At 72.8% G+C, this 13,191-nt stretch carries 12 protein-coding genes and 1 tRNA gene; 11 read left to right on the top strand and 2 right to left on the bottom strand.

The window, feature by feature from the left end:
* Nucleotides 1-12 precede the first annotated feature (12 nt).
* The 7 genes from PKE79_RS08135 (at nucleotide 13) to PKE79_RS08105 (ending at nucleotide 5,954) form a co-directional block, all read left to right on the top strand.
* Nucleotides 13-1,341, top strand: a complete 1,329-nt coding sequence (locus PKE79_RS08135; protein WP_271173188.1) for an ABC transporter substrate-binding protein — start codon at nucleotides 13-15, stop codon at nucleotides 1,339-1,341.
* A gap of 79 nt (nucleotides 1,342-1,420) precedes the next feature.
* Nucleotides 1,421-3,601 carry an alpha-galactosidase gene (locus tag PKE79_RS08130; RefSeq protein ID WP_271173187.1) on the top strand — a complete coding sequence of 727 codons (2,181 nt, stop codon included), beginning with the start codon at nucleotides 1,421-1,423 and terminating at the stop codon, nucleotides 3,599-3,601.
* Between the two features lie 84 nt (nucleotides 3,602-3,685).
* Nucleotides 3,686-4,081 (top strand): tautomerase family protein, encoded by a 396-nt coding sequence (locus tag PKE79_RS08125; RefSeq protein WP_271173186.1) that lies wholly within the window; start codon nucleotides 3,686-3,688, stop codon nucleotides 4,079-4,081.
* Nucleotides 4,082-4,131: 50 nt separating this feature from the next.
* Nucleotides 4,132-4,701 carry an asparagine synthase gene (locus tag PKE79_RS08120; protein WP_271173185.1) on the top strand — a complete coding sequence of 190 codons (570 nt, stop codon included), beginning with the start codon at nucleotides 4,132-4,134 and terminating at the stop codon, nucleotides 4,699-4,701.
* Nucleotides 4,702-4,787: 86 nt separating this feature from the next.
* Nucleotides 4,788-4,863 (top strand) — tRNA-Arg (locus PKE79_RS08115).
* 105 nt (nucleotides 4,864-4,968) lie between these two features.
* Entirely contained in the window at nucleotides 4,969-5,769 is an 801-nt protein-coding gene (locus PKE79_RS08110) for an NAD-dependent epimerase/dehydratase family protein (RefSeq protein WP_271173184.1), read from the top strand.
* Complete coding sequence (locus PKE79_RS08105) at nucleotides 5,763-5,954, top strand: ATP-binding cassette domain-containing protein (protein WP_271173183.1); 192 nt, start codon at nucleotides 5,763-5,765, stop codon at nucleotides 5,952-5,954. Before PKE79_RS08110 ends, PKE79_RS08105 begins: the two co-directional genes overlap by 7 nt.
* Before the next feature lie 13 nt (nucleotides 5,955-5,967).
* On the opposite strand, the gene PKE79_RS08100 is transcribed toward PKE79_RS08105, so the two are convergent.
* Nucleotides 5,968-7,437, bottom strand: coding sequence for an alanine/glycine:cation symporter family protein (locus PKE79_RS08100; RefSeq protein WP_271173182.1), 1,470 nt, complete (start codon nucleotides 7,435-7,437; stop codon nucleotides 5,968-5,970).
* Nucleotides 7,438-7,513: 76 nt separating this feature from the next.
* Nucleotides 7,514-8,635 (bottom strand): alpha/beta hydrolase, encoded by a 1,122-nt coding sequence (locus PKE79_RS08095; RefSeq protein WP_271173181.1) that lies wholly within the window; start codon nucleotides 8,633-8,635, stop codon nucleotides 7,514-7,516.
* Between the two features lie 73 nt (nucleotides 8,636-8,708).
* On the opposite strand from PKE79_RS08095, the gene PKE79_RS08090 reads away from it, so the two are divergent.
* From PKE79_RS08090 to PKE79_RS08075, 4 genes are read left to right on the top strand one after another with little or no spacing between them, the layout of a single operon-like run.
* Complete coding sequence (locus tag PKE79_RS08090; protein WP_271173180.1) at nucleotides 8,709-10,214, top strand: glycoside hydrolase family 43 protein; 1,506 nt, start codon at nucleotides 8,709-8,711, stop codon at nucleotides 10,212-10,214.
* Nucleotides 10,215-10,217: 3 nt separating this feature from the next.
* Nucleotides 10,218-11,234 carry a LacI family DNA-binding transcriptional regulator gene (locus tag PKE79_RS08085; protein WP_271173179.1) on the top strand — a complete coding sequence of 339 codons (1,017 nt, stop codon included), beginning with the start codon at nucleotides 10,218-10,220 and terminating at the stop codon, nucleotides 11,232-11,234.
* Nucleotides 11,231-12,043: a DUF6807 domain-containing protein gene (locus PKE79_RS08080; protein ID WP_271173178.1), complete on the top strand. Its 813-nt coding sequence runs from the start codon at nucleotides 11,231-11,233 to the stop codon at nucleotides 12,041-12,043. The genes PKE79_RS08085 and PKE79_RS08080 overlap by 4 nt, the downstream gene beginning before the upstream one ends.
* The gene (locus PKE79_RS08075; RefSeq protein WP_271173177.1) at nucleotides 12,040-13,173 is read left to right on the top strand and encodes a Gfo/Idh/MocA family protein; all 1,134 of its coding nucleotides are present in this window, start codon (nucleotides 12,040-12,042) and stop codon (nucleotides 13,171-13,173) included. The genes PKE79_RS08080 and PKE79_RS08075 overlap by 4 nt, the downstream gene beginning before the upstream one ends.
* The last annotated feature ends 18 nt before the right edge of the window (nucleotides 13,174-13,191 follow it).

Raw genomic sequence — 13,191 nt, 5'->3', positions numbered from 1 at the left:
AAGGAGAACAAGATGAAGAAGAAGGCACTCGGAGCGATGGCGCTCGCGGGCACCACGACCCTCGCCCTGACAGGTTGCGGCGGTGGCGCGGGGGGAGGCGGCGGCGACGGCACCATCGACTACTGGCTGTGGGACGCGAATCAGCTGCCGGCCTACCAGCAGTGCGCGGAGGACTTCAACGCGGCGAACGACGACGTCCAGGTGAAGGTCACCCAGACCGGCTGGGACGACTACTGGAGCAAGATCACGAACGGGATGGCCGCCGGCACCGCGCCCGACGTCTTCACGGATCACCTCAGCAAGTACCCCGACTTCGTGAAGACCGACCAGCTGCTCCCGCTGGACGACCTCGACGTCGACACCTCGGTCTACATCGAGGGCCTCGCCGACCTCTGGGTCGGTCAGGACGACAAGCGCTACGGCTTCCCGAAGGACTGGGACACGGTCGCCCTGTTCTACAACAAGGCCATGATCGAGGAGGCCGGCATCAGCGAGGAGGAGATGGCGAGCCTCGAGTGGAACCCGGAGGACGGCGGCACGTACGAGGACGTCATCGCGAAGCTGACGATCGACAAGAACGGCGTGCGCGGCGACGAGCCCGGCTTCGATAAGGACAACGTCGAGGTGTACGGGCTGGGGCTCAACAGCTCGGGCGAGGGGATGGGGCAGACGGAGTGGTCCTTCCTCACGGCCACGCTCGGATGGACCCACACGGATGAGAACCCGTGGGGCACGTCGTACAACTACGACGCACCGGAGTTCCAGGACACCTTCGCCTGGTGGGCGTCTCTGGTCGAGAAGGGCTACATGCCGCCGCTCGAGACCACGGTCGGCGCGTCCATGCCCGACAACTTCGGCGCGAGCAAGACGGCGATCAACTCGAACGGCTCGTGGATGATCGGACAGTACACGGGCTACGAGGGCATCGAGGTCGGCATCGCGCCGACGCCGATCGGCCCGAGCGGCGAACGCGCGTCGATGTTCAACGGCCTCGCCGACTCGATCTGGGCGGGCACGGAGAACCCGGAGGGCGCGAAGAAGTGGGTCGAGTACCTCGCCTCGGCCGCGTGCCAGGACGTCGTCGCCGAGCACGCGGTCGTCTTCCCCGCGATCACGACGTCGAGCGACAAGGCCTCCGAGGCGTTCGAGGCGAAGGGTGTCGACGTCTCCTCGTTCACCGTCCACGTCGAGGAGGGCACGACGTTCCTGTTCCCGATCGGCGAGAACGCCGCGAAGATCGTCGGCATCATGAAGCCGGCCTCGGACGCGGTGCTCACGGGAGACGCGCCGGCGAGCTCGTTCACCGACGCGAACGAGCAGGTCAACGCCCTGTTCCAGTAGCCCCCCGATGACCCGCGGGGCGCGGCACGGCCGCGCCCCGCGCGTCGTCGGCACCCCGAGACACACGAAAGCGAATCGAATGAACCCCATCCATCTGCGCGCCGACGGCGTCAGCGTGCTGCTCTCCTTCCGCTCGGGCGAGGCCGAGATCGTCCACTGGGGTGCCGACCTCGGCGCGCACGTGCCGGATCTCGAGCTGCTCACCGACCCCGTCCCGCATTCGGCGCTCGACGTGCCCGTGATCGCGGGCGTCGTGCCGCAGCCGTCGTCGGGATGGCTCGGACGGCCGGGCCTGCGCGGGAGCCGCATCGACGAGGACGGGCGACCGGGGCGGGACTTCTCGCCGGCTCTGCGCGTCGTCGCGGCGGAGGCGGATGGCGAGACCGCGCGGATCGTGCAGCGAGATGCGAGCGCGGGGCTGGAGGTCGCGACGCGGCTCCGCCTGCACCCGTCCGGGCTGCTCGAGGCGGCGTCCTCGGTGACGAACACGGGCGCGACCCCCTACCAGGTAGACGAGCTCGCCATCCAGCTCCCGGTGCCCGCCGATGCGGGCGAGCTGCTCGACCTCACCGGGCGCTGGTGCCGGGAGAACCACCCGCAGCGGCAGGCCATCCGCCGTGGCACGTGGGTCCGCACGGGGCGGCACGGCCGCACCGGGCACGACTCCTCGCTGCTCGTCGCGGCGGGCACGCCGGGCTTCGGCAACCGCTCGGGCGCCGTGTGGGCAGCGCACTTCGCCTGGTCGGGCGACCACGAGCAGTTCCTCGACGCGCTCGCCGACGGGCGCCAGATGATCGGCGCCGCGGAGCTGCTCGGATCGGGCGAGGTCGTGCTCGCGCCGGGAGAGGCCTACGAGACGCCCGCGCTGTACGCCGCATGGTCGGATCGCGGCCTCGACGGCGTGACGGAGCGGTTCCATCGCTGGTTCCGTGCGCGTCCGCAGCACGTCGAGGTCGACGGCGGTCGCCCCCGGCCGGTCGTGCTCAACACCTGGGAGGCGGTCTACTTCGACCACCGCATCGAGCCGCTCGTCGAGCTCGCCGCGGCGGCCGCCGAGCTCGGCGTCGAGCGCTTCGTGCTCGACGACGGATGGTTCCGCGGGCGCCGCGACGACCGTGCGGGGCTCGGCGACTGGCACGTCGACGAGGGGCTGTGGCCGGATGGCCTCACGCCGCTCATCGAGGCCGTCACGTCGCGGGGCATGGAGTTCGGGCTGTGGGTCGAGCCCGAGATGGTGAACCTCGACTCCGACGTCGCGCGGGAGCACCCCGACTGGATCGCCGGACCCGACGCGCGCTCGCACGACGAGGGCGGGCGCCTGCCCGTCGAATGGCGGCATCAGCAGGTCATCGATCTCGTGAACCCCGACGCGTGGCAGTACGTCTACGACCGCATCGACGCCCTCCTCCGCGAGAACGACATCGCGTACCTCAAGTGGGATCAGAATCGCGACCTGCGCGAGCACGGGCACGATGGGCGCCCGTCCGTGCACGCGCAGACCCTCGCGGTCTACCGCCTGTTCGCGGCGCTCAAGGAGGCCCACCCCCGTGTCGAGATCGAGTCGTGCTCGTCGGGCGGCGCGCGCATCGATCTGGGCGTCCTCGCGCACACCGACCGCGTCTGGGCGTCGGACTGCAACGACGCGCTCGAGCGCCAGACGATCCAGCGGTGGACCCAGGCGGTGCTCCCGCCCGAGCTCGTCGGCGCCCACGTCGGACCCACCCACTCCCACACGACAGGCCGCGTCCACGACATCGGGTTCCGCGTGCTCACGGCCCTCTTCGGGCACTTCGGGATCGAGTGGGACATCCGCGCGGCCTCCGAGCACGAGCGAGCGGTCCTGCGGAAGGGCATCGAGCTGTACAAGCGCTTCCGCGGCCTGATCCACTCGGGGGTCCGCGTCAACGCCGACCTCGTCGAGCCGGCGCTCGCGCTCCACGGCATCGTCGCGCAGGACCGGGGGGAGGCGCTCTTCACGGCGGTCATGCACCGGACCCCCGTCGCCGAGATGCCCGGCCGGGTGCGACTTCCGGGGCTCGACCCCGACCGGGTCTACCGCGTCGTGCCGCTCCTGCCCACGGCGGAGGACTTCCCGCGCACGACCGAGGGCGACAGCGCGAGCCCCTTCGTGCAGCACCGGGGACCGGGATGGTTCGACGAGGGGCTCACGGCGACGGGGCGCTTCCTCGACGCCGTGGGCGTGACGCTGCCGATCCTGCGCCCCGAGCAGGCGCTGCTCCTGCACGCCGCCGCGGAGTGAGGTGGGCGGACGAGGGGTTGTCCTCCCGGAGACGCATATGAGAGAATGTCAGGACAAAGTCCTCGACCTCTCTCAGGAGTCCGCATGCCCCTCGTCCGCATCGACCACAGCGACGCCCGCACGAATCCCGCCGAGATCGCCGGCGCCGTCCACGACGCCATCGTCTCCGTCTACGGGATCCCCGAGCGCGACCGGTTCCAGGTGATCACCTCGCGCCCCGCGTCGACAATCGTCGCGGAGGATGCCGGGCTCGGCTTCGAGCGCACCGACCCCGTCGTCATCCAGATCTTCACGCAGCGGGGTCGCTCCGTCGATCAGAAGCAGCGCCTGTACGCCGCGATCGCCGCGGCGCTCGAGCCGGTCGGCGTCGCCTCGTCCGACGTCTTCATCGGGTACGTCGAGAACGGGCCGGAGGACTGGAGCTTCGGCTTCGGCCGCGCCCAGTACCTCACGGGAGAGCTCGCCGTCCCGCAGGCGTGACCCGCGCCCGCCGCCCGGTCCTCGCGGCTAATCTGGTACGAGGAGGTGCGGTGGGACGGAACGCCGATGCGATCGCCGAGGGTCTCGCGATCGCGCATGCCGCCGCGCGGCTCGCGGTGAAGAACAGGATCCTCGTGAGCACGATCTCGCTCGACGAGGCGTTCGACGCGTCCCATTTCCTGCCGGTCGCCCGCGAGACGATCGCGGCGCTCGCCGACGAGTCCGAGCAGGCGGCGCAGGAGATCTCGAAGGCGCGGAAGGCCGCGTGGGGGCGGCACTCGCAGTCGCGCGGCACGCACGACTACCGCGACCGCGACGTGCGCAACCTCCGCCGCCGCGCCAAGCAGTACGTCGGCGTCGCGAAGGCTCTCCGCACGGAGCTCGAAGACGAGGCGCAGCTGCTCGCGCTCGTCGAGCAGTCCCGCGAGGCGGCATGGGGCGACATCGCGTCGACGCTCGACAACCGTCTGCGCGTCGAGGCGATGCGCCCCGACGAGGACCCGGACTACGCCTCGATGCGCGAGGCGCGCATGCAGGCGCTGCGCCTCGTCGACCTGCAGAAGCTCGCTGTCGAGACTAAGGAGCGCCGGTCGGAGGGCGCCTCCGCGGCGGTCGACTGACGCGACGCGCCCGGGCGGCGCGCCCCGATTTGTCCGGTGCGGCGAACGCGTTGTATGCTCATACGGTTGCTTCGGCAGCGGTGAATGCGCCCCTAGCTCAATGGATAGAGCATCTGACTACGGATCAGAAGGTTGGGGGTTCGAGTCCCTCGGGGCGCACCACACGAGAACGGCCCCCGCTTCGGCGGGGGCCGTTCTGCGTTCGGGTGGGACGACCGCGCGTCAAGGGGATCGCGGCGCTCGCCGCGCATGCGCTAGGCAGGAGGCATGCGCGAGCGCGAGATCGTCGTGGTGACCGGGGCCTCCGGGCGGATCGGGTCGGCCGTCGTGCCGCTTCTGCGTCGGGAGGGGCGCGAGCTCCGTCTCGTCGACACGGCCGAGCCGTCGGCCGCCGAGCCCGGGGAGTGGCGCGACCTCTCGATCGACGACGCGACCGGGCTGCGGGACGCGCTGTCGGATGCGCGAGCGGTCATCCACCTCGCCGGCATCGCATCGGAGGCACCCTGGAGCGACCTCCTGCGCGTCAACGTCGACGGCACGCGCATCCTGCTCGAAGCCGCGCGAGACGCAGGCGTCGGCGCCGTGCTCCTCTCGAGCTCCGTGCACGCGGCCGGGTTCCACGTGCCGGATCGCGTCGGCGAGGCGGAGCCCCTCCTGCCGCGACCCGACACCTACTACGGGGTCACGAAGGCGGCGATGGAGGCGCTCGGGAGCCTCTTCAGCGACCGCTTCGGGATGTCGATCGTCAGCGCGCGCATCTGCACCTTTCTCGAGACGCCCGACCCGGGCAGGGCCGCGGCGTCGTGGCTCTCGCCGGGCGACGCCGCCCGCCTCTTCGAGGCCGCGATCGCGCTCGCGGATGGCCGGCATCACATCGTGTGGGGCGTCTCGCGCAACGCGCAGGGATGGTTTCCGCTCGGGGCGGGCGAGGAGATCGGCTACCGCCCGCAGGACGACGCGATGGCGGAGCTGCACCGGCTCGGCGTGTCGGTTCCCGATCCCGATCCGACCGATCCGATCGGAGGGCCCTTCACGCGCCCAGACCATCCGATCGGGACGCGATGGTGATGTTCTGCGACGGCGTGCTCGTGCTGCGCGAGGGGCGCGTCGTGGCGGCGGGCGATCCGGCCGAGGTGCTCACGCCCGAGCTCATCGCCGACGTCTACGGCGTGCGCGCCGACGTGTCGCGCGACCCGGAGACGGGCCGCGCGACGGTGCTGTTCCGGCCGGGAGCGCCCGCGCCGGTCGGCTGAGCGCTCCCGCTCGTCAGCGCGTCTCGCGGACCGCCTCGGCGGCGCGCCACTCCTCCCAGCCGGCGTCGCCGGCCATGAAGCGCTCGATCTCGTCCTGGGAGGCCTCGAGCTTCGGGTCGTGCTTGAGGTATGCGCGCGTCTCGCGGGCGACGAGGCCCGAGAGCACGAGCAGGCCGATGAGGTTCGGCAGCGCCATGAGGCCGTTCATCACGTCGGAGAACGACCAGACGACGCTGAGCTCGGTCGTGCAGCCGACGAAGACGATGAGCGAGAAGACGACGCGGAACGGCAGCACGGCACGTCGGCCGAGCAGCTTCTCGATGCAGCGCTCGCCGTAGTACGACCAGCCGAGCACCGTCGAGAACGCGAACATGACGAGCGCGAGCGTGACGACCCAGTGCCCCCACTCGCCGGGCAGGCCGTGGGTGAACGCCTCGCCGGTCATGACCGACGGATCGATCTGGGCGCCCGTCTCGTCCGTGAACGTGTAGGCGCCGGTCGTGACGATCACGAGGCCCGTCATGGACACGACGATGATCGTGTCGATGAACGTCTGCGTCATCGACACGAGGCCCTGGCGCACCGGGTGGCTCGTCTGCGCGGCGGCCGCGGCGATCGCCGCCGACCCCATACCGGACTCGTTCGAGAAGATGCCGCGCGCGACGCCGAACTGGATGGCGATGATGAGCACCGACCCCGCGAAGCCGCCCGCCGCCGCGCTGCCCGTGAAGGCGTCGCGGAAGATCGTCGCGAACGCGGCGGGCACCTCGCCGATGTTGGCGATGAGGATGTAGATCGCGCCGAGCACGTAGAACACGATCATGATCGGCACGAAGCCCGCGGTCACGCGGCCGATCGACTTGATGCCGCCCACGAGCACCGCGAGCGCGATGATCGTCAGCACGACGCCGGTGACCCAGGTCGGGATCGAGAAGCTGCTCTCGAGGTTCGCCGCGACCGAGTTGCCCTGCGTCATGTTGCCGATGCCGAAGCTCGCGAAGATCGCGAAGATCGTGAACGCCAGTGCGAGCACCTTGCCGACCGGCCCGCGGATTCCCCGCTCGAGATACTGCTGCGGGCCGCCGTTGCGCTCGCCGGCCGCATCGGTCGTGCGGAAGCGCACGCCGAGGAACGCCTCGGTGTACTTCGACGCCATGCCCAGCAGGCCCGTGATCCACATCCAGAACAGGGCGCCGGGGCCGCCGATCGCGATGGCCGTCGCGACGCCGACGATGTTGCCCGTGCCGACCGTGGCGGCGAGCGCGGTCGTGAGCGCCTGGAACTGCGAGATGTCGCCTTCCGCGCCGGCGTCCTTGCGGCGCCAGAGGCCGAGGCGGAGGGCGGGGCCGAGGCGGAGGAACTGGATGCCGCCGAGCCGGATGGTGAGGTAGAGCCCCGTCCCGAGGAGGAGCGGGATGAGCAGCCACGGGCCCCAGATGATGGCGCCGAGCTGATCGAGGAACGCCTGGATCGTGTCGAGCATTCGTGTGCCTTCCTGCCATGCGCGCCTCGTCGCGCGCTCTCCGTCGGAGGCGCGGGTGGCGCTCCTCCGCGTGATTCTAGGAGGAGAGCGCTCCCGCCCAGGCGAGGAACGCCTGCTGCGTGTCGGCGCCGAAGGAGTGCGGGCGATCGGCCCACGCCGTGTGCAGAGCGTGCTCGGCGCCCGCTCGACGGTAGTGCGCGCGCAGACGCGCCTCGGCGTCGAGCATGCCGCGCAGGGGGAAGAGCGCGTCGCGGCGGGCGAAGCCGACGAACAGCGGACGCGGTGCGCGTGCGGCCGCGATGTCGGGCCATTCCCCGACCCGGGCCATCCCCGGGTTCATGAGCATCCACGTGTGGCGCTGGATGTACCCGTCGAGCATCGCATCGAAGGTCGCCATCATCGCGACGACCGCCGTCGCGCGCACGACCCGTTCGTCGAGCGCGCCGGCCAGGGCCGCACGGGCGCCGCCGCCCGACAGTCCCACGAGGACGACGCCGCCGGGGCGCACGTCCGCCCGGGCCGCGAGCACGCGCGCGGCGATGAGGTCGTCGCGCGCGACGAGGCCGCCCCACGACGTCCCGAGGACGCCCAGCGTCTTGGCGACGGCGTCCTCGTTCGGGCCGGCGTGCAGGTCGTAGCGTGCGGCATCGTCGAGCGCGCCGCCCCGTGCGGCGATCGCGTCGGCGGCTGCCCGCAGGGTGCGCTCGGGCATGTCCTCCCGGCGCATTCGGCGGCTGCCCCAGCCGAACGCGTCGTGCGCGAGCACGGCGAAGCCGGCGCGGGCGAACGCGTTCGCCACGGCGACGCCGTCGTACGCCTCGGCGCGGAACGCCGCCACCCGCGGCTCGTCCACGGGGCCGTCGGCGATCTTCTCCTTCCCGTGGAACTTCATCCCGCCGTGGCAGTGCAGCGCCACGATGCCCGGGAGCGGCGCGCGCTCGCCGGCCGGGCGCAGGAGCCAGGCGCGGGTGTCGGATCCGAACCCCGTGCTCCAGCGCAGGGCCAGGCCGTCGACGCCGTCGCGCGTCCAGGTGCCCTCCTCGACGACGGGAGTCGTGTCGGGCACGGGCGGCACGCCGAGCGCCGCCGCGAGGCGGGCGGGGACGGCGCCGAGATCCACCTCCTCGGGCCGCGCGGTGAAGGGCCGGCCGAGGAGCGCATCGAGCCCCTCGAGCCCCCGGAGATCGCGGCGGGTCATGTTCGTCCTTCCCCTGGCGTCGTGCAGCACCCTACGATGGAACGAGAGTAACCGGTTTCTCAGACGGGATCCCATGACAGAGCCGACCAGCGCCGCGCGGTACCGCAACCCGATCATCGACGCCGACGTCCCCGACCCCGATGCGATCCGCGTCGGCGACGTCTACTACCTCGTCGCCTCGAGCTTCAACCGCGCGCCCGGGCTGCCCGTGCTCGCCTCGACCGACCTCGTCAACTGGGAGATCATCTCGCACGCGGTCGCCGGGAACACCCCGCAGGCGTGGTTCGCGCAGCCGCGGCACGGCGCCGGCGTCTGGGCGCCATCCATCCGCCATCACGACGGCCTCTTCCACATCGTCTACCCGGATCCGGATCAGGGCGTCTTCGTGGTGAGCGCCGCCGACGCGCGCGGGCCCTGGAGCGCGCCGCGGCTGCTCCTGCCCGGGCTCGGCGTGATCGACCCGTGCCCCCTGTGGGACGACGACGGCGCGACGTACCTCGTGCACGGGTGGGCGCGCAGCCGCGCGGGCCGCAAGAACGTCCTCAGCATCGTGCCGGTCGACGCGGCCCTCACGGCCGTCGTCGGGCCGTCGCGCGACGTCGTCGACGGCGACGCGATCGACGGATGCGTCACGCTCGAGGGCCCGAAGCTCTACAAGCGCGACGGGTGGTACTGGATCCTCGCCCCCGCGGGCGGCGTCGCGACCGGATGGCAGTACGCCTTCCGCGCGCGCGACCCGTACGGGCCGTACGAGGAGCGCGTCGTGCTCGCGCAGGGCGACACCCCCGTGAACGGGCCGCATCAGGGCGCGTGGGTCGAGACGGCCGATGGCGCGCACTGGTTCCTCCACTTCCAGGACCGCGGGGTCTTCGGCCGCGTCCTGCATCTCCAGCCGATGCACTGGGGCGACGACGGATGGCCCGTGCTCGGCGACCAGGGGCGCCCGGTCCTCGAGCACGCGTCGCCCCAGGGAGCGCCCCAGGGCCCGCGCACGCTCGCGCGCGGCGACGGCTTCCCCGACGGGCTCCCTGGCGCGCAGTGGGCGTGGCAGGCGAATCCCGACGACGGATGGCTCCTCCCGGAACCGGGATGCCTGCGGATCGTCGCGGGGGTCGACGCGGGGAACCTGCGCACGCTGCCGCGCGTGATCGGGCAGCCGCTGCCGGGCGTCCCGTCCACGATGGCGGTCTCCCTCTCGCTCGAGGGCCCGGCCGGCACGCGCGCGGGCGCCGGGGTGCTCGGCCTCGACTACCTCTGGGCCGGACTCCGCCGCACGGCCGAGGGCGATCGGCTCGTCGTCGCGACGCGGCATCGCGACGAGCCGGGGGAGACCCTGCGGCATGACGAGGCGGCGCCCGCAGCCTCCGTGCGGCTCGCGCTGTCGTGCGACGCCGACGGCGAGATCGCGGTGGCGGTGCGCGAGCCCGGCGGTGACCGCGCGCTCCCCGTGCGCTTCCGCGCGGCGGAGGGGCAGTGGATCGGCGCCGAGTACGTGCTGTTCGCGGCGACCGGGGCGGCCCAGCACGCCACGGCGCGCTTCGCAGACGTCGAGATCGACGTGCGAGACGGGAGAAGATGAGCCATGGCGACGAAGCGCACCCGACGGCACCCCGTCCGGCAGACGACGATCTCCGACATCGCGGAGCTCGCGGGAGTCTCCAAGGCCACCGTGTCTCGCGTGATGAACGGCGTCCCCACGGTCGCCGAGGACATCGCCGAGCGCGTCCGCGCGGCGATCGACGAGCTCGGGTACACGCCCAGCCAGACCGCGCGGTCGCTCTCGCTCGGGGTCAGCCGCACGATCGGCGTGCTCGTGCCCGACCTGTCGAACCCCATGTTCCACCAGGTCCTCCACGGGGTGCACCGGGCGGCCGCGGCCGACGGGTACCGCGTGCTCGTCGCCGACACCCTCGAGGACGAGGCCGGTGAGGCCGCATCGGCCATCGACATCCGCAACCGCACCGACGCCGTCGTCCTCATCGCGCCGCGCATGACACGACCCGAGCTGCTCGACCTGCTCCCGCGCGTGCAGCCGGTCGCGGTCGTCAACCGCACGACGGGCCGCAACGCGGCAGTCGCGCAGGTGGACTACGCGACCGGGATCCAGACCCTCGCGCAGCACCTCGTCGACCTCGGGCACGAGCGGATCGCGTTCCTCTCCGGCCCCGAGGCGTCGCGATCGAACCACGAGCGCCTGCGCGGGCTCATCGCCTTCCGCGAGACGCACCCCGACATCGAGATCCGGGAGCTCGCGTGCGGGTCGGGCTTCGAGGACGGCTATCGCGCGTGGGACGCGGTGCGCGGCAGCGGCGCGACCGCCGTGCTCGCCTTCAACGACATCGTCGCTCTCGGTCTCCTCGGCCGTCTCGACGAGGAGGGCGTGCGCGTGCCGGACGACCTCTCCGTGACGGGCTTCGACGACATCCCCTTCTCGCGGTACTCCGCGCCGCCGCTCACGACGATGACGGTCGACCTGCCCGGGGTGGGGGCGGCCGTGTGGCGCGAGCTGCACGACGAGATCGGCGGCGGCCTGCGCCGCGACCCCGTCGTGTTCACGCCGGCGCTGACCGTGCGCGCGAGCACGGGGCCCCGGCCATGATCGCCCTGCACGCGGGCGACGCGGCGGTCGCGCGGTACCGGGAGGGGCTCGACGTCGCCCCGCGCCTGTCGCCGCGCCCGTATCTCGAGGCCGTCACGCTCGGCGGCGAGGCCGTGACCGCGGTCGGGCCGGCCGATCACCTCCACCACCTGGGGGTGAGCCTCGCGATCCCCGACGTCTCGCGCGCCTCGTTCTGGGGCGGTCGCACGTTCGTCGCCGGGCGGGGCTCGACGATGCTCGACAACCACGGCGTCCAGCGCGTGCTCGCGCGGGATGCCGACGGCGACGGCGTCGAGGAGGAGCTCGCGTGGGCGGGCCCGGATGGCGCGGTGCTGCTCTCCGAGCGGCGCGCGCTGCGCATCGCGCCCGACCGCGACGGATGGCGGATGTCGTGGCGCTCGACCCTGACCGCCGGCGCCGGCGGAGCCGAGTTCGGCAGCCCGCACACGAACGGACGCGACGGCGCGTTCTACGGCGGGATCTTCTGGCGCACGCCCTTCGCCCGCGCGCACGCCGTGTGCGCCGACGGCGAGGGCACGGACATCGCACACGGCTCCCGCTCGCCGTGGCTCGCGATCGTCGGCGACCGCGCGACCGTCGTCGCCGCGACGGACAGCGGGCTGCCGTGGTTCGTCCGCACCGGCGGGTACGTGGGATTCGGGCCGGCCGTCGCGACCGTGCGACGGCGCGTGCTCGCGCCATCCGAGACGCTCGAGCTCGACCTCTCCGCAGTCGTCCTCGACGGGCCGGTCGCCGCCGACGACGCGGCGCGCATCGCGGAGCGGATCCGCACGGAGGTGAGGGCATGACCGTCGAGACGCCGCGCATCGGGATCGTGGGAATCCACGGCCACGGGGCATCGCACGTCCGCCGCGCGCTCGCGCTCGAGGAGCGCGGCGTCGCGCGCCTCGTCGCGGTCGCCGACCCGACGCCGCCCGCGCCGGGCGCGCTGCCCGCGCACGTGGTCCACGACGACGATGCGGAGGGCATGCTCGCGCGGGGCATCGTCGACGTCGCGATCATCTCGACGCCCATTCACACCCACGCCGCGATCGCGGCGGCCGCGCTCGATGCCGGGTGCGACGTGCTGCTCGAGAAGCCGCCGACCGCGACCCTCGACGAGTTCCACGCGCTCGAGGTCCACGCCGCGGCGCGGGGCGCGCGGGCGCAGGTCGGGTTCCAGAGCCTCGGGTCGGAGGCCGTGCCGTACGTGCGCGGCCTGGTCGCCGACGGCGCGATCGGCGAGGTGCTGCGCTACGGCGCGACCGGCGCGTGGGTGCGCGACGACCGCTACTACGCGCGGGCGGCGTGGGCGGGGCGGCGCCGCATGGGCGGCGTGGTCGTCGCCGACGGAGCGCTCACCAACCCGCTCGCGCACGCGTCGGCGACGGCGCTCGCGCTCGCCGGCATGCAGCGCGCCGACGACGTCGACGGCATCGCGCTCGATCTCTTCCACGCGAACGACATCGAGGCCGACGACACCTCGGTCGCGCGGTTCGCCCTGCGCGACGGGCGGACGCTCACGACGGCCGTCACGCTGTGCGCCGCGCAGCGCGAGGAGCCCTGGGTGGAAGTCGTGGGAGCGCACGGCACGGTGCGCCTGTACTACACGCTCGACGTCGTGCAGCTCGTGCGCGGCGACGGGCGTCCGCCCGTCACGCGCGCGTTCGGCCGCGCGCCGCTCCTCGAGAACCTGCTCGACGCCCGCGCGGGCCGCGCGCCGCTCGCCGTGCCCCTCGCGGAGACGGGCGCGTTCATGCGCCTCGTCGACGCCGTGATGGCCGCTCCCGAGCCGCGCGCGATCCCCGCCGAGCACTGGACCGAGGCCGTCGACGACGCCGGCCGTCATCGCGTCGTCCGGGGCGTGGAGGCCGCGCTGCACGACGCCCTGCGCACGCAGCGGACGTTCACCGAGCTCGGCGCGCCCTTCATTTGTTGACAGCCCCGCTATATGGCA

The sequence above is a fragment of the Microbacterium barkeri genome (assembly GCF_027921765.1).
In the GTDB taxonomy this organism is placed as follows: domain Bacteria; phylum Actinomycetota; class Actinomycetes; order Actinomycetales; family Microbacteriaceae; genus Microbacterium; species Microbacterium barkeri.
The sequence above is the reverse complement of the archived record's forward strand: the minus strand, read 5'-3'. Positions and strand labels throughout refer to the sequence as shown.